Annotated in this window: 30 protein-coding genes; 11 read left to right on the top strand and 19 right to left on the bottom strand. The window is 52.2% G+C overall.

Annotated features, from left to right (window positions below; translation table 11 throughout):
* The first annotated feature begins 210 nt into the window (after window positions 1-210).
* Window positions 211-660 (top strand): DUF411 domain-containing protein, encoded by a 450-nt coding sequence (locus ACR0ER_RS21050; RefSeq protein ID WP_170380027.1) that lies wholly within the window; start codon window positions 211-213, stop codon window positions 658-660.
* A gap of 72 nt (window positions 661-732) precedes the next feature.
* Here the strand turns inward: ACR0ER_RS21050 and ACR0ER_RS21045 are convergent, their stop codons facing one another.
* From ACR0ER_RS21045 to ACR0ER_RS21035, 3 genes are all read right to left on the bottom strand, one after another.
* Window positions 733-1380, bottom strand: coding sequence for a Spy/CpxP family protein refolding chaperone (locus ACR0ER_RS21045; protein ID WP_480770618.1), 648 nt, complete (start codon window positions 1378-1380; stop codon window positions 733-735).
* 74 nt (window positions 1381-1454) lie between these two features.
* Window positions 1455-1943 carry a RidA family protein gene (locus tag ACR0ER_RS21040; protein ID WP_170791780.1) on the bottom strand — a complete coding sequence of 163 codons (489 nt, stop codon included), beginning with the start codon at window positions 1941-1943 and terminating at the stop codon, window positions 1455-1457.
* On the bottom strand, window positions 1940-2410 hold the full coding sequence (locus ACR0ER_RS21035) for a MerR family transcriptional regulator (RefSeq protein ID WP_480770617.1): 471 nt from the start codon (window positions 2408-2410) through the stop codon (window positions 1940-1942). Before ACR0ER_RS21035 ends, ACR0ER_RS21040 begins: the two co-directional genes overlap by 4 nt.
* A gap of 74 nt (window positions 2411-2484) precedes the next feature.
* Here ACR0ER_RS21035 and ACR0ER_RS21030 point away from each other — a divergent pair, with 74 nt between their 5' ends.
* Window positions 2485-3129: a cation diffusion facilitator family transporter gene (locus ACR0ER_RS21030; protein WP_170710104.1), complete on the top strand. Its 645-nt coding sequence runs from the start codon at window positions 2485-2487 to the stop codon at window positions 3127-3129.
* A gap of 237 nt (window positions 3130-3366) precedes the next feature.
* Here the strand turns inward: ACR0ER_RS21030 and ACR0ER_RS21025 are convergent, their stop codons facing one another.
* The 6 genes from ACR0ER_RS21025 to ACR0ER_RS21000 all read right to left on the bottom strand — a co-directional run bounded on the left by ACR0ER_RS21025 (window position 3367) and on the right by ACR0ER_RS21000 (window position 10645).
* Entirely contained in the window at window positions 3367-4143 is a 777-nt protein-coding gene (locus ACR0ER_RS21025) for a 2-keto-4-pentenoate hydratase (protein WP_480770616.1), read from the bottom strand.
* Window positions 4144-4351: 208 nt separating this feature from the next.
* Window positions 4352-4972: a cysteine hydrolase family protein gene (locus ACR0ER_RS21020; RefSeq protein WP_480770615.1), complete on the bottom strand. Its 621-nt coding sequence runs from the start codon at window positions 4970-4972 to the stop codon at window positions 4352-4354.
* Between the two features lie 276 nt (window positions 4973-5248).
* Entirely contained in the window at window positions 5249-6106 is an 858-nt protein-coding gene (locus tag ACR0ER_RS21015; protein WP_480770614.1) for a DUF302 domain-containing protein, read from the bottom strand.
* A 16-nt stretch (window positions 6107-6122) separates the two neighbouring features.
* Window positions 6123-6497 carry a DUF4345 domain-containing protein gene (locus tag ACR0ER_RS21010; protein ID WP_480770613.1) on the bottom strand — a complete coding sequence of 125 codons (375 nt, stop codon included), beginning with the start codon at window positions 6495-6497 and terminating at the stop codon, window positions 6123-6125.
* Between the two features lie 1454 nt (window positions 6498-7951).
* Entirely contained in the window at window positions 7952-9496 is a 1545-nt protein-coding gene (locus tag ACR0ER_RS21005; protein WP_480770612.1) for a ShlB/FhaC/HecB family hemolysin secretion/activation protein, read from the bottom strand.
* Between the two features lie 219 nt (window positions 9497-9715).
* A complete protein-coding gene (locus ACR0ER_RS21000) occupies window positions 9716-10645 on the bottom strand; it encodes an SdiA-regulated domain-containing protein (protein ID WP_480770611.1) in 930 nt (309 codons plus the stop codon).
* Between the two features lie 169 nt (window positions 10646-10814).
* Between ACR0ER_RS21000 and ACR0ER_RS20995 the strand changes: the two genes are divergently transcribed.
* Window positions 10815-11573, top strand: a complete 759-nt coding sequence (locus tag ACR0ER_RS20995; protein WP_480770610.1) for a hypothetical protein — start codon at window positions 10815-10817, stop codon at window positions 11571-11573.
* On the opposite strand, the gene ACR0ER_RS20990 is transcribed toward ACR0ER_RS20995, so the two are convergent.
* The 8 genes from ACR0ER_RS20990 to ACR0ER_RS20955 form a co-directional block, all read right to left on the bottom strand.
* Complete coding sequence (locus ACR0ER_RS20990; RefSeq protein ID WP_480770609.1) at window positions 11574-12515, bottom strand: metallophosphoesterase family protein; 942 nt, start codon at window positions 12513-12515, stop codon at window positions 11574-11576.
* Window positions 12505-13938, bottom strand: coding sequence for a hypothetical protein (locus tag ACR0ER_RS20985; protein WP_480770608.1), 1434 nt, complete (start codon window positions 13936-13938; stop codon window positions 12505-12507). Before ACR0ER_RS20985 ends, ACR0ER_RS20990 begins: the two co-directional genes overlap by 11 nt.
* A gap of 19 nt (window positions 13939-13957) precedes the next feature.
* Complete coding sequence (locus ACR0ER_RS20980; protein WP_170418739.1) at window positions 13958-14602, bottom strand: protein-tyrosine phosphatase family protein; 645 nt, start codon at window positions 14600-14602, stop codon at window positions 13958-13960.
* A gap of 120 nt (window positions 14603-14722) precedes the next feature.
* Complete coding sequence (locus ACR0ER_RS20975; RefSeq protein WP_157054209.1) at window positions 14723-14896, bottom strand: hypothetical protein; 174 nt, start codon at window positions 14894-14896, stop codon at window positions 14723-14725.
* A 42-nt stretch (window positions 14897-14938) separates the two neighbouring features.
* On the bottom strand, window positions 14939-15244 hold the full coding sequence (locus ACR0ER_RS20970; protein ID WP_170515823.1) for a hypothetical protein: 306 nt from the start codon (window positions 15242-15244) through the stop codon (window positions 14939-14941).
* Window positions 15245-15297: 53 nt separating this feature from the next.
* Complete coding sequence (locus ACR0ER_RS20965) at window positions 15298-15912, bottom strand: hypothetical protein (protein WP_480770607.1); 615 nt, start codon at window positions 15910-15912, stop codon at window positions 15298-15300.
* Between the two features lie 55 nt (window positions 15913-15967).
* Window positions 15968-16330, bottom strand: coding sequence for a hypothetical protein (locus ACR0ER_RS20960; protein WP_170470484.1), 363 nt, complete (start codon window positions 16328-16330; stop codon window positions 15968-15970).
* Between the two features lie 300 nt (window positions 16331-16630).
* Window positions 16631-16930 carry a hypothetical protein gene (locus ACR0ER_RS20955; RefSeq protein WP_058282225.1) on the bottom strand — a complete coding sequence of 100 codons (300 nt, stop codon included), beginning with the start codon at window positions 16928-16930 and terminating at the stop codon, window positions 16631-16633.
* 560 nt (window positions 16931-17490) lie between these two features.
* Between ACR0ER_RS20955 and ACR0ER_RS20950 the strand changes: the two genes are divergently transcribed.
* From ACR0ER_RS20950 to ACR0ER_RS20940, 3 genes are all read left to right on the top strand, one after another.
* Window positions 17491-18006, top strand: coding sequence for a DUF805 domain-containing protein (locus ACR0ER_RS20950; protein ID WP_170547684.1), 516 nt, complete (start codon window positions 17491-17493; stop codon window positions 18004-18006).
* 73 nt (window positions 18007-18079) lie between these two features.
* On the top strand, window positions 18080-18850 hold the full coding sequence (locus tag ACR0ER_RS20945) for a hypothetical protein (RefSeq protein WP_480770606.1): 771 nt from the start codon (window positions 18080-18082) through the stop codon (window positions 18848-18850).
* Window positions 18834-19370, top strand: a complete 537-nt coding sequence (locus ACR0ER_RS20940; protein WP_480770605.1) for a hypothetical protein — start codon at window positions 18834-18836, stop codon at window positions 19368-19370. The genes ACR0ER_RS20945 and ACR0ER_RS20940 overlap by 17 nt, the downstream gene beginning before the upstream one ends.
* A gap of 109 nt (window positions 19371-19479) precedes the next feature.
* Here ACR0ER_RS20940 and ACR0ER_RS20935 read toward each other — a convergent pair whose 3' ends face one another.
* Entirely contained in the window at window positions 19480-19872 is a 393-nt protein-coding gene (locus tag ACR0ER_RS20935) for a methylglyoxal synthase (protein ID WP_480770604.1), read from the bottom strand.
* Window positions 19869-20789 (bottom strand): GntR family transcriptional regulator, encoded by a 921-nt coding sequence (locus ACR0ER_RS20930; protein ID WP_170825490.1) that lies wholly within the window; start codon window positions 20787-20789, stop codon window positions 19869-19871. The genes ACR0ER_RS20935 and ACR0ER_RS20930 overlap by 4 nt, the downstream gene beginning before the upstream one ends.
* A 390-nt stretch (window positions 20790-21179) precedes the next feature.
* Between ACR0ER_RS20930 and ACR0ER_RS20925 the strand changes: the two genes are divergently transcribed.
* The 5 genes from ACR0ER_RS20925 (at window position 21180) to ACR0ER_RS20905 (ending at window position 26104) form a co-directional block, all read left to right on the top strand.
* Complete coding sequence (locus ACR0ER_RS20925) at window positions 21180-22160, top strand: Bug family tripartite tricarboxylate transporter substrate binding protein (RefSeq protein WP_480770634.1); 981 nt, start codon at window positions 21180-21182, stop codon at window positions 22158-22160.
* A 72-nt stretch (window positions 22161-22232) separates the two neighbouring features.
* Window positions 22233-22664, top strand: coding sequence for a tripartite tricarboxylate transporter TctB family protein (locus ACR0ER_RS20920; RefSeq protein ID WP_039522583.1), 432 nt, complete (start codon window positions 22233-22235; stop codon window positions 22662-22664).
* Between the two features lie 9 nt (window positions 22665-22673).
* Entirely contained in the window at window positions 22674-24218 is a 1545-nt protein-coding gene (locus ACR0ER_RS20915) for a tripartite tricarboxylate transporter permease (RefSeq protein WP_480770603.1), read from the top strand.
* 50 nt (window positions 24219-24268) lie between these two features.
* A complete protein-coding gene (locus ACR0ER_RS20910) occupies window positions 24269-25354 on the top strand; it encodes an isocitrate/isopropylmalate dehydrogenase family protein (protein WP_480770602.1) in 1086 nt (361 codons plus the stop codon).
* Window positions 25355-25459: 105 nt separating this feature from the next.
* Window positions 25460-26104: an aspartate/glutamate racemase family protein gene (locus tag ACR0ER_RS20905; protein ID WP_480770601.1), complete on the top strand. Its 645-nt coding sequence runs from the start codon at window positions 25460-25462 to the stop codon at window positions 26102-26104.

Here is a 26104-nt window from a genome sequence, read left to right as displayed (position 1 = left end):
ACGTTGATCGCGAGGTTCATTGCAGAACGCTCGAGTGAACGTGCACCATACGCGATGCAACTCACAAAACATTTGGCGACTAATGCTATTTGGATTGAGGCTCAGACCTTGTATCGAAACTGCTCGTTTGATGCTTGGTCCGGTAACATTGAAAACTTTGTCCTTGGCACAATATCTTTTTAGCCCCATGAGGAAGCGGAGAAGAGACCAATGAAACGACGCGAATTTTTACTAGCGGGTACAGCAGCAGTGCTGGCCACTCCTTCCGTCGGTCAAGAAGCCCCACTCATCAATGTCTACAAGACGCCAACCTGCGGCTGTTGTGCCGCGTGGGTAGATCACCTGATTTCCGCGGGATTTCGCGCCGATATGCTAGACGTGGAACAGGAGCAGCTGTGGTCGCTTAAAGAACAAATGAAAATCTCAGATGTGCTTTCCAGTTGCCACACTGCAATTGTTGGGGACTATTTTGTCGAAGGTCATGTCCCGGCAGAAGACATCTATCGACTTTTGTCCGAACATCCTGAAGGCCTCGGCCTGACAGTTCCCGGCATGCCAATGGGATCACCCGGCATGGATTTTTCAGACGAACGAGAGCCCTATGAAACCTTGCTCGTTGGTCTGGATGGGACGACGAGTGTGTTTGCTCGACATAGCTGAGAGATTGGATGAAGGGCAATCAGATTTCCCAGCTCCATGTCCAAAATTAGTTTGCGCTGATTTCAGAAGGATTCAGCTGCAACCGTTGTGTTTTTTCCACATGGCTGGGTCGTGGCCTTCAGGCACACTAAAACACGGGTCGTTCGCATACCCTCTTAGAATGCTGTACTGTTGGATTTGATCTGCGGTCATCAGCGGCGTTGTTTGCAGGTGCCGGGACAGATGAATCAGTCGCAATTCGGCCCTGGCCGTTTCTGCCGCTTTAACAAGTTTGTTTAGCTCGGCTAAGTCAAGCTGGTCACCGGCAAACGCTTCACTTAACGCCGCTTCGGCCTCAATAAACCGCTCGCCTGCGACGATTGCCTGTTTGCGCATTTCTGAATAGATCGCTTCAATTCTTTCCACCTGATCCTTCGAAAGTCCAAGTTCATCTTGCAATTCGAGCAAGTGTGCTGGGCCTGGTTTGCCATTCAGCTCCGCAGGTAAAGCAAAACCCCAACCTCCGCCGCGCCGCAGCTCTTCTAAATCGGTCTCTGATAAGCTTTTGATGGTCCGGGATTGCAGACCGGCGTACGGTGTGACTTCAGCGTCGTGGGTGTGACTTTGCGCGAGTGCTTCTTGAGAGTATTGGATCGTACAAAGCGCCGTTACAATCAGAAACTTAGGCATAAAATTAATCATGAAGTCTCCTTTCTGGCTCACCCAGATGCCTTCTTCCATACAGTACTTCTGCCCGGCGAAGCGACATTCCTGCTACTTTTTGACCAGTATGTCGTTCCGGATCCACGTGTATTCTAGGCCGTTGAGACAATAACCTCTGCTTCGATTTCAATTGGGAAGTTGATTGGTAGACCTGCCACCCCGACCGCCGTACGTGAATGGCGGCCAATCTCTTCTCCAAAGACGTCAATGATCAAATCCGTGAAACCGTTGAGAACCGCAGGCGTATCGCTGAAACCAGATTTGCAATTGATCATCCCATGAACTCGGCACCACCCCGTTATTCGGTTTAGACTGCCAAGTTCGCGCTTTAGACTGCCGAGAATAGAAAGCCCGACTTTGCGTGCTGAGGCGTAGCCCTCTTCCACAGACACATTTTCTCCGACTGCTCCAAATGGCCCGGCCGGAGTGCCGTCTGTTTCTTGTGGTCCATGACCAGATACGAACGCCCGGTCGCCCCGAACGTTAATCCACGGAAATGGCAACACCATACCAACAGGCAATTTTAGCGGCGCAGGTAAAATGATGTTGTAGTCTATCAATCGCTGTTCAGCGTCGATCATGGTACTCCCCCTCGCAGGACATGCAAGGACTTTACCATAAACCATGCCCAAAGTTGGCCTCGACCACAAAGGTCATGGTCTGCAAGCGAAGCCAGGACGTAACAGTCTTCTGCCACACCCCGTCCGTCACATCCCTGTGCGATACGCTTCAATTCATATTCGAGAGCTTTGAGGCGTTTGATCTTTGCGCGTACTTCGGACAACTGACCTTCTGCGATTTCGGTGGCCGCTTCGCACGACCGATCCGGATGGTTCTGTAACTCAATCAAAGAAGAAATTGCTTCGATGGAGAAGCCGAGATCACGCGCGTGCCGTATAAAGCTCAGGCGCTCCAAACCCTCATTTGTGTAGCGCCGCTGGTTGCCTGCCGTCCGTTCCGGTGCGGCCAGTAGACCCATTTCTTCGTAATAGCGGATGGTGGGCACTTTGACCTTCGTCCGCTTCGAAAGCTCGCCAATCGAGAACATGTGAAAAACCTCTTGAACCTCTAGTCACTAGAGACACTACATTGGATCTGACGCGATTCTGAAGAGGTTTTGAGATGGCAGGGTGCTGCGGCAACGAGGTGAAATTCGACGGAATGTCGAACGAATACAAACGTCGGCTTTGGATCGTCATCGCGTTGAATGCGACGATGTTCGTGGTCGAGATGACCGCGGGACACTACGCGAAGTCTCAGGCACTTCAGGCCGACGCGCTCGACTTCCTTGGTGACGCACTGACCTACGGCATTTCCCTCGCTGTGATCGGCGCGTCTATCCGCGCTCGAACGAATGCCGCCTTGGCAAAGGGGATCAGCCTCTTTTTTATGGGTGCGTGGGTGTTTGGGTCTACCGTCTACCGTGTTTTTTACGTGGGCGTTCCAGAGGCCGAAATTATGGGCATCATCGGCGCGTTGGCTCTCGCAACAAACCTTGCGAGCGTATTCTTGCTTGTTAGCTACAAGGATGGAGACGCCAACGTGCGATCAGTCTGGCTATGCTCGCGGAACGACGCCATCGGTAACGTAGCTGTGATGATTGCCGCGTTGGGCGTCTGGGGCACGGCAACAGGTTGGCCTGACCTAATAGTTGCTGCGATCATGGCAAGCCTGTTCTTGTCATCTTCGTACCAGATCATTCGTCAGGCTCTTGAGGAACGGCACGAGGAAGCAGCAAACGAGCATAGAACAGCTCGGACAAGCTGACATTCGCTGCGGAGGGCAAACTACACAGGTATGGGCTCCACGCGGTCATTCGCTCAGTCGCGATGCATGTCCGCTTTCCGGACATTCGCCGCGACTGAGCGAACGACGACACCGAGCCTAAACCGGACCTGGTTAAATTGCGTCCCAGATTTGATGAAACCAGTGGAAGACCATCATGGTCAGCTATTGAGAGTAACTTTTCTTTGGTGCAGTCGGCGTCACCACTCTACCAAGGCCTCATGTAAATCGTACTGATAGCTCGGTGTCCATCACGCCACCAAAACCAGCTGACCATTCTTCACCCGGAGACACTGGCCATGCGTCTGTCAAAGTACCGGTTGTAACCAGCTCGCCTGCCTGAAGCTGGTCGGCTTGTGAGAGTAGAGACACAAGATGAGCCAGGACTTCAATTGGGCCTCCAAGCGCGTTTTCACCTTTGCCGGACTCGATGGCCTCGGCGCCCTTGAACAATGCTAGTGGCACTTCGGCTAAGCCGGTCAAGACATCATGCGTAGCCGCGATTTTGTCGCCAAGAACAAGGCAGCCGTGCAATCCTTGTGCTGCGATTGAGTCTTCGACCGAGAATTTCCAGTTGGGATAAATCGATTGAACAATTTCAAATCCCGGGGCCACCCATTCCACGCAACCTGCCAACTGCTCATTGTTCATTTCAGCTGTTGGTGCATGTTTAAGGCCCAGTACGATTTCTGGCTCGATTCTCGGTTCTGAATAACTTGCCAAGTTTACCGGCTGATCAGTCGAAAACAGCCCATCTGCGTGGACCTCTCCCCAAATGGGTTGATCCACACCGTAAACAGGCCAAATCGTGCGGTTCGTGAAGCCGACTTTTCGGCCGACTCTTTCTTTGCCCAGAATCTCGCGGACGCGACTTGCAATCGAATAAGCGTCGTCCAGCGTTAGCTGTTCTGCCTCTGAAGACAGTTTAGATATCTGCTGGGCAGAGGTCAGGGCATCAGCGATTTTCTGAGCGTTAGCTTCAATGTCTCTTGTCATATTCGCATTATACGGACCAAGGGCTGGATTACGATGCAATCCAGATTTTGAAGGTCTATAATCGAAAACTCAAAGGTTAGCACTGAAAGTGTCGATACCTTCTGCATCAAATGGGCAAGTCCAAGGCGTTCTGGCGACAAAAAACAACACCCGTAGCTGCGCCCTAAAAATTATGCACCCCAACTGGTACTAACAGTTCAATTGCAACTTAGAGCGACGAGATGGCATTGATCACTGCTTCGCTGCTCTGAACAGCGCCGGTTTGTAGATACTCCATAGCTTTGAGAGCAGCTTCATGGGCTTGGAAAGATGACCCGCCAACGCAATCTTCTACAACGCGGCAGAAGTAGTCTGATTGGTGGCCATCGACAAATGTGTAGTGCACACAAACATCTGTCAGCCCGCCGCACAACAAAAGTGTGTCCACCTTTAAACCGCGCAGCAGGATTTCGAAATCGGTTCCAAAAAACGCAGAATCCCGTCGCTTCGAGACGATGTAGTCACCTTTGCGATATCCCATCTCATCTTTTGCAACTTCCGTACGTGGATCACCTTCGAGACAGTGTATGTCTTCGTTACCATCCAGTTCCCTGCCGAAGTCGATCTGATCGGGACGATGGACTTCTTGAACGAAGATGACGGGCACATTGTTGTCATGCGCAGCGTCAACCAAATCGCGCGCAGCGATCATGCGCTCTTTGTAACCCGGCATGTTGTCAATGGAGCGCACTTCGCTGTCATCAATAAACGTGCTCTTTTGAATGTCGATTAAGATCAGGGCAGGTCTACCCTCGATCAGTTTCTTGGCTTTTTTGGTTTTAGTTGTCATGTTCGACCTCTAATCTGCCAGGTCGTCCTGAAGATACGCCGGTAATTAGCCAGGTCGTCCCAGCGGGCAGATCAATTTTGACTAAATGTGCAACTGAGTATGGTCAAGGCCGTGCTGCGTTGTTTTGGAATGAAAACTGTATACTCGCGCCCAGGGCAACATTGCCCGCAAATTGCCGTTAGGGGTTAAGTGTAGCGATGGTCTGTACCCAGCCCAGAATGGGCAGCTAAATACGGAATATAGCAATTCAGAAAAATTGTGACTTCCAACCAGCGGCTACTCAATTGCAGTGCGAAATGTTGAGGTAAGCCGTTTGTTCAAACCGTAATGAGGTTCGGCTGAAGAACCGTAGTGCAATTCCGCCAATGCAGCGATGTCATTGAAAATCACTACGGAGCCGCCTTCTTCATTCGCGTAAACTAGTAGTTTTTGGCAAAAGGCATCCAAACCAATTGCCGGAAAGCCCGCCATAGCTACGCCACCGGGTGCTGGTCCGCCGAACAGTAAAAGTACCGCCTCCGGCAGGTCCACCCCCAGTTGGGACGCTTCGGTCGCAAAATCGATTTCCCCAAACCACACAGTATCGTCCTGCCCCATCACAGCTGTCCTGAGACGTTCTACTGCCTCTGGTACGCTGAGCAGAGTTTGCAGTTCGATGACCCCATAGTCGGCAAACAATCCGCTGGTTGGCGCTGGTGTTGCATCCAAGTCGTTTAGAACTTCGAGCATCTTGCTCTCAAATGCATTTAACGCTTGGGTGTCATTCAGACCATGCCGCACTTTGAGAAACTGAGAGTCTGTGTAGGCGATCTGTGGGCGACCATCCTGATCGAAGGAAAGAACTCGAAAAGGAAGGTCCAGACCTGCTCGCACGTTCTCTTTCAGAATGGGCGTGATTATCTCTGGATCAGAGAAAATGAGCACACGGGACGCTGGCGTTTCTACGTCTTCGGCTTTGGCCAGACGCGAATGATCTATCGATGCGATTGGAGTAGCTCCCGCTTCGTCAACGGCAGTCTCAAGCACTAAGAAGTTTTCGTCCACCGCACTCTGGGCAGATGACGATTGTGCCAGAGCGGATGTCGAAACTGATGAAGTTGCAATCATCGAGAGAACAAAGAAAAACCTCAGCACCTTATCACTTCTTGTTTCATTGTACTTTTTTTAGACAAACCGCCGCCAGAGCTGCAAAAGCTATCTCGGCCGCAAGATAAAAGAGAAGTATCCCGTTCGGAACTCCATCGATAAGAATGCTTAGTATGCGTCCGACGGCCAGTCCCGACATAAACAAAAAAAGAACCCAAAGCGCCGGTCGTTGTAGATCTGGTTTCACCACGGCCGCTAACCAAAACAAAGCGTTTGCCAGGTAAAGTCCCATAATCGCACGGAAGACATGCGTCTGGTTCGTTCCTTCCACCGAAAATCCCAGCAAAACTGGGATCGAACTGCTTGGCATCAGACCGTATGATAACGCGATTGGCATGAGGCCGACGGCAGCAAGAAGAAGGACCAATCTAGCACTCATGGAGGACTCCTTCTCGTAGAGGTTTCGCTTTTTTGCGAAATTCCTAGTCGGTTTTTGGGGCATCCGATGATCCGAGCCGGATGCCCAAACAGCACTCAGAGAGGCATATTGTATGCCTCATTAACCTTCTGAGAGATGACACCTTCGGTTGATGTCTATTCGTCAACTTAACCTTGGTTGGAAACCAGCTTCCCACTCGGAAGAATTCCTCTAAGGCTTCAAGATGTGCCTGGCGCTACTGCTGCTTTCGTTTGACCGAAATAATGCAGCCAGAGTGTTTTGGATGCCGAGCAGGTACATCCCGTGCCATTGCGTCCACGTTTCCGAGGTGCCGCAACGCTCCGTTGTTCAGCAACACGCCTCGTCCAGCATCATATCGGCGCTGTCCAAATCCGCTGGCTACGCATTCCCAGTCTTCCTTGGCTGCCGCGTCGCGGAATCTCGGTAGGTCGTGCGGGTCATGTCGTCCAGGTGTTGCTGCGACGTGATCGTGTTTCTTCGCATTACTTTGGTGGGTTACATGGTGGGTCACTTGTGTTGTGCCAGGTTGCTGGACAGTACCGGTTGTCGGCCTCGGCTTGGGGCGCATGATTGTCACGACGCCCTGAGGTTTCGGATGTCCTGGGACGGCCACGTGAGTTGCCGTCGGTTTTGGTGTCAACTGTGGAACCTGGCCAGGAACCGCCGTGGGAACCTGATTGGGGGTTGCGGTTGGGACAAGCGGTGGTGTCGCCGTAGTACCGCTGGGTTGCGGAACACGGCCGGGCACTGCGACCGGAATCTGGTTTGGTGTTGCAGTCGGGACGAGCGGTGGCACAGCAGTTTGTCCAGTGGGCTGAGGTGGGACCTGACCAGGAACTGCGACTGGTATTTGGTTTGGTGTTGCGGTGGGCACAAGTGGCGGCACCGCTGTTGGGCCGGTGGGTTGAGGCGGAACCTGGCCAGGGGTAGCGACCGGAACTTGATTGGGAGTTGCAGTCGGAACTTGCGACGGCACCGCGGTAGGACCGGTAGCCAATGGTGGAACCTGATTGGGAACGGCTGTCGGAACCCGGTTTGGTGTCGCGTTTGGTGCCAAAGGCGGAGCTAGAGTTGGCGCTACTACCGGCGTGGGAACCTGACCAGGAACCGCTATTGGTGTCGCAATAGGAACCTGATTGGGAATTGCGTTCGGGACCGCGCCCGGCGCAAGGACTGGAACAGTAACGGACGTGGGCGTTTGCTGCGTTCCCTTAGGCGGCAACTGATTTGCCACCGGCTGAGTTGGGCCAGTAACTTGATTACCTGCTCCTTGCCCACCAGCCTGCCCGCATCCTTGGCTCGACTGGTGTGGGTTCCCTACGCCTCGGCACCACCCGTAGTGATTTCCGCGGGCAAAGACCTGAGTAGCGGCCAGTTCTGCAATTAGACAAGTTGCGGTAAGTACAGCAATGCGGTTCAGTTTCATAACATCCTCACCAACTTGTTGTCAGAGCAAGATAAGCGCCAGGATCGCCAGAGTCGGTCAAAGGGCCGTCTCTCAAAGGGACACCGACGTATCCGGATAGGAATAGGTTTTGCTTAAACTCAATGTCCAATCCCAGACCTGTCGATGCCAGTGTAGCATTGTCAACTTCAAAACTCGCAGGGTCATTGTTCGAGATGTAACCCACGTCGAAAAAGGCAAAGGGCGTTAAGCGATGTATGCTCTGGGATCTGGGGAAGTAGGAATGAGACACTTCGAAAATCGCGGAAATCCCGGAATCACCATCCACTTCGTCAAAACGATATCCGCGCAAAGCATAGCGATCACCAAGGAAATACTCTTCGACAGAGGGTAGCCGGTCTGTTGTGTACTGCCCCCAGATCTCGGTGCGCCAAGCTGTGTTGGGCGCCAAACCTGTTAGCGGGCTTTCGTATCCGATGCCGCCCCGTAGATGCCAGAACGAAGAGTCCCCGTCGTCAAAATTCGCGTCTGTCGTTTCATTGTCATTATCGCCAAAAGATAGGGTTAGCCCCGCTTCCAGAGCTTGTCCCTTTGGATAGTTTTGCCCGTAAAGATAAGTAAGGCCAACGACACTCGCGTCACTGGATAGTGGAACGCCACCACTGACTGAGTCCGCTTTTGAAAGGCGATAATCCAGCAGAAAGTAACCATATCGGGCTACATCTCGGATTACGGGGTAACCCATCGCGACGGTGAAGTTCTCGCCGTCAATATCTGTTCTCGCAAAATTTCCTGAGAGGTCACGTTTTGCGTTTATGTTCCCGTAGAAGATCTCACCGTACAGACCATTACTGTTCAGCGGGGTGCGATAGGTAAGAGCGCCCCATAAAGAGTGTTCATTGTCTTTGTCCCAATTGTAATTGCCTGAACCCTCAAATCGCAGCAGATCCCCAACGGTCAGTGTCGAATAAAACTCTTGTACGACATAGAAACTGAGCGCTTCCCCAAGCTCACGCGGAGGGTTGTCTAGTGTCGCACTACCGGCTTGTTTGCGCAGAGGTTCTCCCAATACTCTCAGCCGAGCACCAGCCTGATCCGGGTAATCAAGTTCGGTCGACACGTCCAAATCGGGTATGTCCTCGGCTAGCATAACCGCCCGCTCAAATCGTTTGAGAGTTATTGGATATGCGGTGGTGAGGGGCTGAAAAATCTTCTCTAGTGTTTGGAACGTGCGAGTATCTACGCCTTCAATTTCGATGGTTTGAATGCGCCCTTCATCAACAATTATGCTCTGCCCATCGGGACCGGGCCAGGCCTCAGCCAAGAAGTAACCGTCTTCTCGGTAGATCTGAGTGATCGTTGATGCGACCTCCACCGCTGTGATGCGCCCTGACCGATTGAAGGCCAATTGACCGGCAAAAGTTAACAGCTCATCCGCATCATACACCGTTACGCCGCTGACCGAGTGCTGGGATGCGATGTCCCAGGTTTGGGCAATGCTACTTCTTGGAACTGATGCAGTGGCCACAAAAGTGCAAATGATCGCAAAAACGACTGAGCTGAATACGCGCATTTTTGACAACCTTAAAGTGACTGAGCATGTTGAAGTCCAATGTTATTATGTGGTTCGCATGTGTGAACCTGACGCTACTCGAATGTATTGATGGGTGATGTTTTTAAGAAACACAGGGAACAGAACGCAGATTTACTTAATACGCTGCACATACGACGGCGCTCAATTACACAACCCGGCTTTTCAACAAGTTAGAGTAGAGAACTAGTAGGACAGTCCTCACAATTCCGGTTGCTTAAAAACATAAAGCCGCGATTTCTTGGCATCGTCTGTCAGGATATAGAGAAGCCCTCTGGTCTCATCGAGGGCGATCCCTTCGGGATGTTTAACTTCTTTTTGTTTTCCATCTTCTGTGAACGTCAAACTGATAGACTTTATGGACTTGGACTCTGGATTGTAGACGAAGATTTGACGGCCTTTGTCACTTACAATCCAAAGAGAACGTAAAGACGGGGACCATGCCAGGCCGCTCAAATCCAGTTCATCATCATCTACACGCTCGGAGATAAAACCTGAATCGCGGGCTAAAGGAATCATCTCAACAATTTCATCTAGCTCTGGTGATACGACCATTAACAACCTTGGTTGTCCCTCAATGCCAATGAAGACCCGCCCGGATTCCGGGTCGACGGCGATGCCCTCAGGTCCCTTGTTCAAAGGGTTACCGACGAGCAATTCAGCGGCATCCGAGTAGCCTTTGAGAGATGTGAGAGGGATTGTAGTTAGTTGAATGGGGTCAGTCGGGTGAACGACTAGAATTGATCGATCAGTTTCCTGAAGTACTAAAACAGTCCCATCTTTTCGTGATGCGACGCCCTCCAAATCTGATCCTGCCAATGCTGGCAACTTGAAAGAGTTTCCTAATACCCCGTCGGTTCCAAGTAGGTGCAGTCCAGGTTCAGCGTCGCTTACGGACCACAAGAAGCCTTCAGCGTTGGACAAAGACAATCCGGAAGGCTCTGAGAAGCCTTCCGATTTATCTGCCACCTTGAATGAGGCGATGAGAGTCAAACCGGGGTTGTCGGCGTGGGCGAGCTCAATCCAAGCCAGAAATGCAATAGTAGCGCTTGCAAAAGAAGCCAGTGTCCTAAGCTTGGGGAAGCGCCGTGAAAAGCCAATTTTCGACCGAAGCAGCTTGTGTTCTGACATTGGATATTCTCGCGCTTGGACCACATCCCTGTATCAGCGTTCGTACCACAGTCCGGATGCGATGTCCGGAGAATGCACGGTAATCTCTTTACCTGATCGCGCCTGTTGCGATTGAATTGGACAAGATGGCGGAACGCAATCTGCCAGAGCAAGCAGGAAGGAAGTTAAGTTGAACAAGACTTTCCCACTCATGGCCGCGCTATTGATGGTGCTGTTGCCAGGCGCTGCGGTAACACAAATCGACCCCGCGACCATGTTGGCCGGTACTACGGAGTCGGAAATACTTATCGAACGACGTTGGTTACAGTTTCGGGGCAAACAGGAACTGTATTTCTTCACTCTCGACGTCATCGTAACTGTCATACTGACTGGACTGATCGTCTATCACCCCGTGAGGCGGAGAGCCCGCAGAAGTGTCAGTGATATCGTCATGCCGCGACTGTTCTTCCTATACGCGCTTGTTGGCATGGCGGTTGGGTTTCTGGTCGTACAGCACGGATCGATGATCGGGTTCGTGATTTTTGGAATAGGAGCTCTGTTAAGGTTCCGATCAAATATGGATGACCCGGTCGACACGGTGGAAATGATTATAGTCACCGTGCTTGGGCTGGCGGTAGGGCTGGGCTTACCCTTGATGGCCACACTGGTGGCGGTTGTATGTTGGTGTTTCATTTGGTTGGGTGGCCGAAACAAAGGTGTGGAAATCTTACTAAAGGGTTCTGACGAAGAGCACTCATTGAACGTCAGCGGCGCCATTGAAGCCATGGCCGCAGACGCTGGCTGGAAGCTGGTCAGAAAACACCACGTCCCCGGAAAGTCTCGCGTCTCTTTGCTTTTCATCACTTCGGGTGGACTTTCAGAAGCCCGAATCGAAGAGATGATAAACGATCTGGTCCCTGATAAAGTTGAGCTGAAACTCAACCTCTAATCATTTCACAAGGTCTAAGCGTTTCAACACCGCATTCGGGGATCTGATCTCTTTCGGGAGCGACTTGAAGTTTGCTGACCTTTCGAAATCAGGCCCTCGATATACTGCTATCCCAAACTCTCCGTTTGGTTGGAACGTAACATGAGTGAAGCTGTGAGGTGATTTGGCATTGTCACCAATAAGCCGTCGCGGGCCACCTCCCAAACAAGCTTGGGAAACATAAGCCACACCGTCTTTCCAGCCTGGGTAGAAGGCATGATGGTGGCCTGACAGATGCAGAACGACACCGCTTTCTAGGTAAATTTTTTCAAGTGTTGGGTCACCGATGATTTCGCGTTCGCGCTGGATCGCGAAGGGCCAAAGTGGGAGGTGACTGAAAGTGACAATCGGGTCTCCATCTGAACCCAGTTCCTTTAGCCGGTCCTGCTGGTCGCCGGATAGCGGCCCTAGGGTTGTTGCATCCAAAGACGCAAATGTTACACCCTGCATCTCAAATGCGTAGAAGAACGGGTAGTCATCCGAAATCAGGAAATCGACGTCTGGCTTTCTCGGTGTCCATTGCTCTGCATATATTTTTCTTTCACGCTCGAACCCTCGGTAAGCAGAGGCATCATGGTTCCCAGGCGTGACCGCAAATGGAATTCCGGCGGCCTCTAAAGGATCTGATACGGCTTCGTGAAAGGCATTCCACATCTCCCTGACTTGTTTGTCTGACAAGTTGGGAATGCGCTGTCCCGCAACCATATCTCCGGTCGAAATAACCAGATCTGGATCAATCTCGATTATGCGCTCAATCGCCCTGTCGACGCGGGCATCGTATCTTACCGAACCATAGCTTCCATTCAGATCCGATATGACGATGACGTCCAATGCCGCCGCTTTGCAGGCGATTAGAGCGGTCCAAATGAACGCCGCAAAAAGCGTAGAAAGCCTACGGGTCATTACAATCCACTGTCTCTACCTCGGTGTTGTTTCTCAAAAAGAATGCGACAGGATCCAAGTCGAACATCAAATCACCATTAGAACAATTGTCCTGGAGAATGGACGTTGCCAACTCGGTGTTTTTTACAACCTGTGCAATCTGCCTATCTGACAACCCAAGGCTTCGCGACAACCAGCCGTAGACGGGACCTTGAGATTGAAGATCATTATTCAAAGCGACCAAGCGCCGGTACGTGCTTGGAGAGAAGTGCCGCATTTTCTCCAGCATTTGAGTGGATTTCGCGAAGTTGGCATACTCGACCCGCCCACCAGCATCGTTGTCGTTTAGATTGCTGCGACGGATCAATAATGCGTCGGCGCGAATATCTCCATCGTTTGGCTCATGGTGTTTGGCTTTCTTGTGCTTCAGCTTTCCGTCTTCGACCCAATACCAATAGGGTGTGAAGTCTATGTTTCCTACGCGGTCCTGCTGGCTAAAGATAAAGTCGAGGAGAACAATCTCGGTCAGTTCTTGCATCCAAAATGCCATCTGTTGGTCACTGACATCGGGACCGAGATCCTTGTTGATCATCCGGTCTTTTCGGCCTTCTTTCACGCCCTCTGCAATGGCCTCTAGCAAGGGTTTTGAAGATCGCAAAGCCAGGAAAGCGGGGGTTTCCTGAAAATCGCGGTTCTGACCTTTCCCCCAACCAGATTTGCGGGTGCCGTTGATTTCCGAGCCGTATCGATGCCCGGGACTGTCAAGCAGTACACCGTAAATTTGCGTTCGATCCGAGGTGAACAGATCATCGGTGGGTTGGTATGAATTTGGGTCGGAATCCGCAGCTGCGAAGACCCGCCAGCCTTCATGGTTCATGCGCCCGCCATGAGAGCCACCAGAAATCGCAAGGCCAGGTTCGGCAACCTCGGAAAAATGCGCCTGGGCGTCCATGCTGCGCCAAACAGCGACTGGAACTTTTACAGTCGTGTCGAAATATCTGGAGAAATGATAGTAAAGCAGCGACGAGGTGGAAAAGGTTCCGCTGGTGCCCTTTTGGTTCATGGTGGATTTGAATTTGGCCACCCTGTCCTTGGCCAGATCTTTCGCCGCCTTCCCCTCTTTGCAAGCGTTTCTCTCGAACTCAGAACGGTTCCCCGCGTAGGGCCCTTCCGAAATATCGTAGACGGCCATTCCTGGGCTGGTGCTCCAGGTTTTTGGGCAAATAGCGATACCGGGTGCATAGAAATCGATCTCGCAATAGGCTGTTTCTTCCTCAAGATCGCTTTTCTTATACTCGCCCGTAGGAGTTTTTTCGATCCGAATACAGCGTTCAGTAACGCCGTTGGGACTCTCAAATGTCGTGGCTTCACCAAGAACATCGTCGTTCGCCCACAAGACGGTGGGTGCAATGAAAGCAAGTGACCTCAGAAGATTGAACTTCATTTGGATAGTCCTCCCAATATCATTTGGGGCAAATCGCTGCCTGTTGCTCGTTGGAGATCTTCAATTTTGGGTCGACACTGAAGTTGGAAAATTTTGAGTCAATCCACTGGTCGCACCCGCCTGAACAAGGGGCTCCGTTTCGGGCATCATTCCAATATTCCTTGGCCCTTTCTTCTGTCCAACCGCAAAACTGAACGAGCGCCATCGCCGACAATGCACCTGAGGAATGAACGCCCCACATGCAGTGCACCAGAACAGGGCCCTTTCCAGGGTTTTTAATCACCTCGTGTATGGACGCCATGACAGCATCGGGTCGAGAGGATCTGGCGCTCTGATAGTCAAAGGATCCGTTTCCGCAGCTGGTGCGACCGTATTCAGTGTTTTTGCCGAAGTCGGCATAAAACCCGGTTGAAAACCCTTCGCCGCACAGAGTTTCGCGTTGACCTTCACTTAGGCCAGTTCGATCCTTGTCGCCGCCCTTGAAACCGGATCGATACAGCACTCCGCTTAAGACTGGGCGAAAGAAAGCGACACCATCAATGCCTCCGTCACCACCCTTTGAAAGCATTTGACTGTTGCTTGGACCGCCATTTCGACTGGTCACGTCAGAATTCGCAGCGGTTGCGAGAACACCAATGAATATGAGGGACGCCAAAAACCGCATGCCAAATCCTTTCTATTCTTGAACCTTTAATGCTCAAACTCTTGCGACCTGATAGTCTCTCGGAAAGGCTAGTTCATGACAACCATATCAAGTCGGCAAATAGCTTTCCGCTGTGAAACTTTAAATAGGCCACACGAGATTGATGATAACGACGACTACGAAGTAGGCTAGAACAACTTTCCAGTTCCATTGGTGCTTGTTTTCTTCGTTGATCACGCCAGCCGATTTCAATGCCAGGTTAGTGATGATTAAGGCGACAACGATGACCGCGGCGTGTGCCAAGTCGAATTGCAAGTTTGGGCTCCTTCTCTTGGATTTGGGATTGATGGAAATTTGTCAGCAGTCACCTGATGGCAGCATAGCTACATCTGAGTACCTTCCCTCAGACGTCGTGATCTGAGCACATGCACCTGTATCCTTGTTAAACCAGTACGAGGTCAGCCCTTCGCTTCGGATGAGTTCAAATCCGAGACTTTGGATGCCCATTTCAGCTTGGCCCGCTCTTGCCCCTTCAAATGGCGAAAGATCGCTAGAACTGCCCACAGTTGGTGCACTTGCATCCACCGATCCGCCACTCTCATCGCATGCTGCCAGTGCAGAAATACATACCGCGCCGATCACCATTAGGACATTGGTTCTCATGTGTTTTTTCCTGGCTGTTTTGGGAACGTGTTCAAGGGCTTCTGGTCGATCACCTATTCAATTCCGAAAATTACGTTGTAGCCGACGGAAGAGTTGCTGCGATTGATAACCTCCACAACATGATCACCAGATTGCCAAAGCTGCCCTCGATAATCCTTGTCCGCCGACATTAATCCCAACAGTTCAGAACCATCGGGGTTACGAATAACGTAGTCTAAGGAGCCATTTCGCGGAGCAACGCGGACGTAAAGAAACTGTTCGTTTTTTGCCCCGAGAACATATTGCTGTGACGCTCCGGGCGCGAGTTCACCAACGAGTTCGGCGCCGGTGGAACCAGCATCGAATTTGACACGTTGGCTACCAGTAGACCCGTCGGCGCCTGCCATGGCTCCACCGCCATCATCCATCGCTTCGACAACCGACATCTCGCCGATGCTACCATCCTTGTACGCGATGCAGCGCCAAAGTGTTCCGCCTGCGTCTCGTAGCATGACGAGCGTGCCCGCTTCTGAGAACTCTGAGCTTTCAATCGTACCGGATTGACCGTCTGGTCCTCCAACCTGTCGCAAATGATCGATACACGCGTCGTCTGCTTCAGACATTGCAAAAGAAGCCGTGCCTGCGATTGCGAACATCGGTGCGAGGAATTTGAGTACAGCGAATTTCATCAGATGGTCCCTTGCTGGCTGATCCTTAGAGTTTTGTTCCGTACAAAGCGGAACCTCACTTCGCGTCTCGTAACTTTGACAGAAATTCATCGCATGCCTGCGCGCTGCCGACGATCTCGTCCGTCGTTTCAATTCCTTGCAGTGACGCCATTTCGGAATTTACGCGGTTGAGGATCTGATCCGCTTGCTCGGCGGTGATAAGGTTCTCAGCTTGTGCTCCTTTCAATGTGGTGCAGACACCGGCGGACAAGCCTGTCGCAACGCCGACACCCACCGCGGCCCCGCCACCCAAGGTCATCGCCCCAACCACGCCGAGGACGAGCCCGATCACAATTCCCAAGATTACTTTTCCCATGTTTTCCTCCCTTTTGGTGAGAAAGAGTTCAGCCACCACTACTGGCGCAATCTGCGTGCCCATCTGCAAATCAAAACCAGCGCTAACAGGTTGAGCGCCGGAGCAATCGCCGCGAACCACGGCTTGGCGGAATCCGAAAATAAGTCCGCCACAAGTACCCAAGGTAGTCCCAACGGCAGCAGGAACACTCCGGACAAAGGGTCTCGTTCCTGCCCCAACCAGCCAAATGTGCCCGTCAAGAATGCAACCAACGCCAACAGGTACATGACCGCGAATACGATGATGGTGGTTCTACAAACCAAGTCGAGCCTCAGCAGATCAAGCCAGTGCTGCGCAGCCGTTTTCAGCTACGCAGCAGATAGGTCACAATGCACCTTCGTCGCCCAGGAATTCGATACCAGCTGTCGCGCCATCACTGTAAGCAATGCAATTCCAAGGAGCACGATCCTCGCCAACGCCGACTGTAACCTGTGTTCCCGCCTCGCTAAACGCGGATGAGAGCACCACGACTTGCGAATTGTTCGTCGTGTTGGCTACATCTCGCAAACACGCCTGCTGAGCCGGCGTGAGCTCGGCGGACGCGCTTGATGTACTCGTATCGTCGCAGGCCGCAAGCAGTGCGAAACATGTCGTGCCTGCAATCATCACCATCTTGTTAGACATTTTCTTCTCCCTCTGGTTCCCTTGAAATTAGTGAAATTGGATGCGCTTGTTTGAAGCTCTCGCGTCTGTGCAGCCAATTGAACATACCTTGATCCTGTGACAACCTTTCCCAAAACTTGCTGCGGTGTGCTTGGTCGGCGGGACGATATTTCGTTAACTATCGGGGCCGACATTAACGTGTGAAGGCCGAATGAAGTCACTAGCAAATGCTAGAGCAAACTCTGGAAAGAGGGCGAGTACGTTAAGTCTGAGCATCGCGTCCTCCCAGCGCTCAATCATTGTAAAGTGCCTTCCGACCGCCAGCACTCGCTCCAGCAGTCGGAAGGGCTCGGCACAGCGAGCAGCAACGACAACAACGGAGGTAAAATAAAGTTGTGTCGAATTCGCATGTTTGAATCTATTTATTCATAAATCAATATTTTTTCCGCGCGTAAATTTCTCTACGCTCTCGTACGATAGGCCTCTGCGTTCAAACAAAAAAGTAAGTGGGAGCTACGAGTGTGTTCCCCTGAGCGGCGAAGCGATTTGAGGCCGCACAAAAACAATGAAGGGATTAAAAGATGGGATTTGGTGAAGCCGTTAAAACGTGTTTCTCGAAATACTTCCAGTTCTCCGGTCGGGCTATACGCTCAGAATACTGGTGGTTCTTCTTGTTTGTGGTTCTCGTGAGTGCTGCCTTAGCTGTGCTGGATACGATCATATTCGGGACCAACCCCGAAACAGGCCAGGGATCTCGGGTCCTGTCCTCTGTTTTCCAGTTGGCTGTTCTCATACCTATGCTGGCCGCCGGTTGGCGACGGCTGCATGATACAGGACGACCTGGCTGGTACTTGCTGCTGCCGATGGCGCTCAGCATTACAACGCTTTTTGTTATGCTGGGTGGGGTGGCGTTCTTCTCGGTATTGGAGCAAGGGACCGAAAACCCCGATGCCTTGCGAGGACCTGCGGCCGTCCTGGGCGTAACCGGTATTGTTGTTGTCTCAATTCTTCAATTGGTTCTGTCCATCCTGATGATCTGGTGGCTTACGCGACCTTCCCAAGAAGGCGCAAACGAATACGGCGAACCTGTTTCTTGACCTGGCTGCCCGGGCAATTGGCTGGAATCTCTGCTGAACGACAGCGCGAACCGTAACTCCATGGAGAGAAAAAATGAGTTTCAAAACGATTTCCACTGGGACGCTGATGGTGGTTATGGCGACTACAGCATCAGCGGAGTGGTCGTTTAGTTCCGGGCCCAATCCCAATGCATTTATTCAATCTGGAAACATGACGCTGGAACTTCAGTGTAACCAAATCCGCTTTGCACCGGCTGGATATGAGGACAGCCAGGACATTGTGGAGAAGCAGGGGCTTTCCATTCGATTTTTGAAGAACGGCACCACCGAAGTTGGGGCATTTCAAGTTGGCGCAGAAAACGCGGCTTTGCAGATCGTCGACAATTTTCCTGTCGAGGTCAGTTTCAATAGTCAGCAAGACTATGGTATTGTGCTGGACCAGCTTGCGGCCAATGCATCGGTTAATTTGTCGATGATTGATCAAGATGTCAGCTACGGAATCTTTGACTTGAAGGGTTCCAGCGCGGCAATCCGGTCCCTTCGTTCCGCCTGCGAGTCAGATATTAACCAGGGGGCCTCCTACGAAGCGCCCGAAGGCATCGTCTATTGTGGTGGCGGGGCGATAGAGCGCGTGATCGAACCCGTAACTTTGGACAATCCAGAGGAGGAGTGGGACGCGAGAGTAACGGTCAACGGCGAGTCGATCAGAGCCATGACAGCCTACAGCTACTTCGGAAACTCTGAGCCACCGGCCGGATTTGTCGTCGCCCTGCTTGGGGAAGACAGGTCCGAATTTCTGATTTTTAAAGAAGGCTCGGCAAACTGGCTGGAATACGGGGACTACAGGTATGAACAATGCAACTGAAGCCACCTTCCAACCGGCTTCCCAATTGGCAAGCTACTTGAAACGTTTGGTATCTGCGATCCTGCTTGGTTCGGGCCTGGTTTGGACCTCACCAGTTGTCGCGGCTGACGTTTCGCAACTTCCAACCGGTTTGCGAGCAAAGGTTGATCTGGCGGCGCAGGCATGCGCGGAGTTCAACAACGGTCAGTTTGACATAGCCTGGGGCGCGGTTGAAAGGGTCGATCTCGACGGAGATCTTCAACACGACTGGGTTCTGAATGAGTCTGGTTTCGCGTGTTCAAGCGCCGCATCTCTTTTTTGCGGAACTGGCGGATGCATGTCGCACTTTTGGGTTAGTGAAGAGGTGCACTCCTTGCTTAACCAAGGCTGGACGGTCGTTGATTTTGGGCGTCAACGCGTTGTCGTCGCAGGTATTCATGGATCCAATTGCGACGGAATAAACCCAACGCCTTGCGTCACGGCCAGTGTTTGGGATGCGGAAGCTAAGACGTGGCGCTCGTCTGCTGGCGATTGGGAGTGATCTGCATTTAGTCAGCATAGCGGTTGCTCCCGCCAAGTTCAGCGAATGACCGCGTTGAGTTGAACGCAGTCATTGTTCCTAAACGGACAATCGCTTCGCATTGTTCGGATTAGTTTTCGCTGATGACCCTCGACGCAGTCGCTTCGTTGATAGCCAGAACAGTGTTGTACAGCGTAGCCAGCCGAAGAAGCGATTTTACGTCGACGTCGTGTGGCAACGCCGACAGTGGATCAATGAAAAAGATCAGTGTGTTGAGCTTCCCTTCGGCAATCATAGCGCCGATTTGGGCGTCGCCTCCCAACGGACCACTTTTGAGACGCGTGATTGAAAGGCTGACTTCATCCGCAATTCGCCCGCCGGTCGTGCCAGTCCCAAAAAGCTCCATTTTGCTCAGTGCGGTTTTGTGGGATTTTGCCCACTCGACCATTGTGTCTTTCATCTGATCATGCGCCACAAGCGCGACTCGTTTGCGGCCGTTTGGACCGTCGCCCCCATTGCTCATGGTGCTTTCCTCGGTGTTGAAGTGTCCGTGGCCCAACTCCATGCCAGCGGAGACTTACGCTTAAGTGCGCCACTCAAATGCTGTCGCATTCTGTAGGAGGCATCCACGGTATTGCCGGATTCCAGGAGTGTAAGGATCTCAAGATGCTCAGTACATTGCTCTATCAATCGTTGATGGTTCACCTCGGCTCGGTACTCCATGAGGCGTCGCATTCTATTCACGCGTTGGAGTGCCATGAGAAAGAACGGGTTTCCGGACAACTTGATGAGCTCCTCATGGAACAAAGCCCCGCTTTCTAGCAGCGCTTCTCCATTAACAGCGTCCATATCCATATCAAGCATTCCCTGCTGAATGCGCCGCTGTTCATCCAGGACTTTGTGATCGAGTTCAAACGAGGGCTCCAGCATAGCGGCTGGTTCTATCGCCATTCTGAACCTGTAAATCTCATCAAATGCCTCGGGTGTTTTTGCAACCGGAAGAAACCGCCAGCCGTAGCCTTCTTTGCGTTCAGCCCAACCTTCTCGAGAAGCGCGGATCAACAGTTCTCCGACCTTAGCTTTAGTCCAGCCGTACTTCTGCTTTAAGAACTGCTCAGTAACTTCTTCTGGAATTTCATTTGTTAGCCAATCGTTTGCAAGCAGTTGGTATTCGTCCAGCTCGCGTGGGTCGACAGTATCCAGGTTTTCTTTGATGGCTGGAGGCAACTTGTCGGCCACAAAGTACCCGCGGTTTTCCAGGCGGATGAGAACATTTTTTTCCTCTAAGGATATCAGCGCCTCGCGCACTGGGGTTCTGGATACGCCATACCTGTCGGCGACTTGCTGAGCGCTAATATGCTGGCCACCTTCAAGTGTACCCGCAACGATATCATGCAAAAGACGGTTCGATATCTTCTTTGACAATTCGCTGGCTCGCATGGGTACGCCTGACTCCTTTTGCCGCTCTCACCTACGTAGATTGCATCTGGCAGCTAACATACAGCCAAATTTTAGGTTTTCTATACGTAAAAAGCCAAAGACAGGCGAGTTTTACACTGCTGAGACGATGATGTTTGCGTAAATTGGATTGGTTTTATGACTATTTGAGCGAAGTTCTTTTCTTTCAGGTGAGTGTCAATCCTTCGAAAACACATAATAAAACATATACTTGAAAGGTGTCGGAAAATAGCTCGTTCGATCATTTTGGTTTTTTCGATTAAAAAAAGCAAAATAAGATTGGCTTTTTACGCGTCAATATGCAATCAAAATAGCCAGTGCGGGATTCGCGCTGAAAAACACTTGGAAAAATGGGGAGGATTACCCGTGTTCATGAAACTTACTCGCATCGGCGCCATTGCTGCTGCGGCAGCCGTTGCCGGCGTGACTGGCGCGTCCGCCGAATTCAAAGCTGAAAGCCCGCAATGCATTGCGCCCTCAAATCCCGGTGGCGGATGGGACTTCATCTGTCGGACAACAGCAAAGTATCTTTTCGATCTCGGGATCATCGAGGATTCGATGCAGGTTACCAATATGAGCGGTGGGGGCGGTGGAGTTGCGTTCGCGCATGTCACGAAAGAGCGCAACGAAGACAACAACCTTATCGTTGCGGCTTCTATGAGTACCAGCGCTCGAATTGCGCAGGGCATTTACGAAGGCGCCCAACAGGATGACGTGCACTTTCTTGCCACTTTCGGAGCTGAATATGGAGCCATCGCTGTTCCCGCAGACTCCAAGTACACCTCTCTGTCTCAGATGATGGAGGACATTGTCGCTGATCCAAAATCAGTTGGGATCGCGGGTGGTTCGTCTGTGGGCAGTTTTGACCACATCAAGCCTATGTTGGTCGCCCGCGAAGCTGGCCTCGAAGATGTTACCCAGATGAAATATGTATCGTTCGATGGTGGCGGTGAAGCCATGACCGGCCTGCTTTCTGGTTCGGTCGAGGCGCTGTCTGGAGATTTCTCCGAGATGCTGGGCTTCCTGGAGTCGGGTGATATCCGGGTAATCTCGATCCTGGCTCCTGAGCGTCTGAAGAATTATCCGGATATTCCTACTGCAAAGGAGGAAGGCTTCGACGTCGTTGGCGCGAACTGGCGCGGCCTTTACATGCCGGCTGGTGCAACTGACGAAGCTAAAGAGTTCTGGAAGAACGCGATCATTACGCTGACCGAGGATCCTGGCTTTCAGGCAGAGCTCGAAGCAGCTGCTATTGAGCCGTTCAACAACTTTGGCGACGACATGTACACCTTTGTTGAGGGCAGTATTGCGGACGTGACCAAGCTCTCGAAAGAGATCGGTATCATCCAATAAATGTCATGCGTGCCCAACCGGTCGCATCTGGTTGGGCACCTAAAATAAATTCCGGAAATCTGGGAGGAAACTATGAGTGACCGCATCTTCGGCGGTTTCGGGCTGGCCCTTGCGATATTCTATATTTGGGCCGCATCGATCATCAAAGACAGTTTCATGGTCGATGTCGTAGGTCCGCGCGCCTTTCCTTACATCGTGGGCACCGTTTTAGGCCTAACGTCGCTCTACTTCATTATCCGCCCGGATGAAGAGCCTAAGTGGCCAGGGTTGCGCGACTTTGCCGAGATATTGTTCGCCACTGCTGTGATGTTTCTGTACGCATGGTCTCTTTCCGAGATTGGGTTTGTTATCGCGACAACCTTTGCAACTGCCTACCTAACCTGGCGACTGGGAACCACTCCGCTTTGGTCGCTCGTCGTAGGCCTGCTGACAGCCATCGGTATCTACGTCGTTTTTCACCTAATCCTAGGCCTTGCTTTGGCCGAGGGACCATTGGGGTTCTGAGGGGTAGCCATGGAAACGCTTGCACTTCTTGTTGATGGATTCTCGGTTGCGTTGTCACCGCAAAATCTGTTCCTGGCTGTCGTTGGATGCTTCCTCGGCACTCTGATGGGAGCATTGCCTGGCTTGGGCCCGGCAAATGGGGTTGCTATCCTCATTCCGATTGCCTTCTCGCTCGGGCTTGGGCCCATCCCATCTCTCATCCTTCTTACAAGTGTCTACTACGGCGCCATGTACGGAGGTCGAATTAGTTCGATCTTGCTAAACATCCCGGGCGATGAACCCGCGATGATGACGTGCCTCGATGGATATCCGATGGCAAAGAACGGTCAGGCCGGCGAAGCCTTGTCTTTAGGTGGCATCGCATCTTTCTTTGGGGCATTTGTCGCAACAATTGGCCTGGTGATTTTGGCGCCACAGTTGGTCAAAATCGCGCTGCTTTTCGGACCAGCTGAGTACTTTGTCCTCTTTACAGTCGCATTTGCGACACTGGGTGGTGTGTCCTCTACGAACCAAGCCAAATCTGCTTTCGCAGCTGCACTAGGGCTGGGTATCGCGATGATTGGCAGTGATAGCCAAACAGGGTCGCAGCGCTTCACCTTTGGTGAAATACACCTCTTCGATGGCATCGACTTCTTGATCGCTATCGTTGGCTTGTTCGCCTTGAGTGAAGTGTTGATTTTTCTCGAACATCACCGTGGCGGTGCCGTTGGATCAGCTGGCGCGACGAAAGTTGGGCGCATCTTGCCAGACTTTGGCATGATCAAGCGTTGCTTGCCTTCAATCGCTCGCGGCACTGGTCTTGGTTTCTTCTCAGGCGTCTTGCCAGGTGCCGGAGCATCGTTGGGGTCATTCCTTGCGTACTCACTGGAGAAACAAAGCGTCGACCGGGATGGGAAATCCTTTGGAAAGGGCGATCCACGCGGTGTTGCAGCTCCGGAGGCAGGCAATAATGCGGCCGCTGGAGGCGCGTTGGTGCCGATGCTTTCGTTGGGCGTACCGGGCTCGGGGACGACCGCCGTTCTGCTGGCTGTTTTGCTGCAACTTAACATTACCCCGGGACCACTGCTCTTCACAAAGAATCCGGACGTGGTTTGGGGGCTGATCGCGGCCTTGTTCATCGGCAACATCATTCTGCTTTTGATGAACGTTCCGTTGGTCGGGTTGTTCACGCGCGTGTTGCTGGTGCCGACGCGCATTCTGATGCCTGTCGTCGCCATGATCTCGTTCGTTGGGATTTACTCGATAACGGGCTCCACCTTCGATGTAATGCTCATGGTTGGTTTCGGCTTTGCAGGCTGGCTTCTACGCAAGCTCGACGTGCCGCTGGTGCCAGTCATCCTGGGCATCCTTCTTGGCAACCAGATGGAAGTGAACCTTCGCCGCGCAATGACGATTTCGGACGGGGATTGGTTGGCGCTCGTGGGAAGTCCCCTCGCAATAGTCCTCTGGCTTATCGCAATCGCCGGTTTCGTCTTGCCCATGTTTGTTGGCCGTCGGGTTAAGGACCGCATGGATGCGCAGCGCCATGACGAAGAGGCATCGGTGGGGGATTAAACCCACCGGATTTCAAGAATGACTGGCTTCGGCCAACAAGGAGACAAAAGATGCGTATCATGACATTGCCCTGCGATGGCATCGGACCTGAGATCATGGCGGCGACTTTGGAAGTCGTTGAGGCCGCCAACAAGAAGTACGATCTGGGATTAACGTTTGAAGAAGAAGAGTCCGGTTTTACCAGCCTCAGGAACCACGGTATCACTCTGCGTGACGACGTGTTGGAACGTGCACGAACTGAGTTCGATGGAGTCATTTTAGGGACGCAGTCCCATATGGACTACCCGCCAGTCGTTGAAGGTGGTCGCAACGTTTCGGCCGGGTTCCGTATCGGCCTCGATCTTTATGCGAATGTGCGGCCGGCCCGGAGCCGTGACTTTTTACCGAACAAAGCGCCTGGGATGGATCTTGTGATCATGCGTGAGGCGACAGAGGGATTCTATCCTGACCGCAACATGTACAAGGGCGTCGGAGAAATGATGCCCGATCCGGACATGGCGTTGTCGGTTCGCAAAATTACGCGACACGGATCAATGCGGATTTGCAGAGAGGCTTTCAAACTGGCCATGCAACGGAAGAAGAAAGTCGCCGCGATACACAAGGCCAACTCATTTCTCATGACCGACGGCCTGTTTCTGGAATGTTTCCGCGAGGTGGCGAAGGACTACCCTGAGGTCGAAACCGAAGAGTTGATTGTCGACGCATTTGCAGCGCTGCTGGTTCGAAAACCGCACGAATATGATGTTATCGTCGCGACTAACTTCTACGGCGATATTCTCTCGGACCTTGCCTCTGAACTGTCAGGGTCTTTGGGGCTCGCTGGGTCGATCAATGCAAACGCTGAAACGGGCTTATGCTGCGCACAAGCACAGCATGGTTCTGCCCCGGACATCCAGGGGCAAAACGTTGCGAACCCGACATCACTTATTCTCTCCGCCGCTATGATGCTCATCTGGCTCGGCGAGCAGAAGGGTAGTCCGAAGCTTATGGAGGCTGGGCAAGCCATTGCGGACGCAGTTGATGCCGTCATTGATGATCCTGCAAAGCGCACCCGTGACCTTGGTGGCACCGTAAACACCGACACCTTCGGGACGCTTGTGGCCGAAATGGTCTCCAAGGAAACGATCCCGGCGTGATTGGATCTCCCGGTGGGCAAGCGTGCCCACATCAACTGGTGGCGTCGCTCCTTGCGGCGTCACCCGTCTTGAGCTGGAGCAATTATGAGACGACCAAGATTAGCGTTGATCCATGCAACCCGCGTTGCGATTGATCCAATCGAAGTTGCGGCACGCGAGCACTGGCCGGAAGCAGAAACCATTTCGATCCTAGAAGAGGGGTTGTCTTTAGACAGGTCTAAGCAAGTCGAATTGTCCGCCGATCTTTTCCGGCGCATCGTAGACCTTTGCCGGTATGCGGAAGGTGCTGACGCAGATGGTGTACTGTTCACGTGCTCAGCATTCGGAGCCGCAATCGAAAGAGCAGATTTCGAGGCGCTCATCCCAGTCATGAAGCCGAATGAAGCGATGTTCGATGCGGCTTTCTCATACGGTGATCGCATCGCAATGATTTATACTTTTCCTCCAGCTGCGGAAGGTATGGAAGAGGAATTTCTGGATGCTGCTAGGGCGCGCGGCAGCAATGCGGAGATTACGTCATACTATTGCTCTGGTGCGTTGGCTGCAAAGAAAGCGGGTGATGATGAAAAACACAATCGCCTGATTGCGGAAACCGCATCAAGTATCGACGACGCTGACGTTATTCTTCTAGCCCAGTTTTCGATGTCTGACGCCGTTGAGGATGTCCGTAAGACAGTACAGATTCCAGTCTTGACCAGTCCACAGGCGGCGATTCACGAAATCCGACGGCGCGTCGAAGGCAATCAGTGA

The organism is Ruegeria sp. CH8, assembly GCF_056536985.1.
This window is presented reverse-complemented; position numbering and strand designations above follow the sequence as displayed.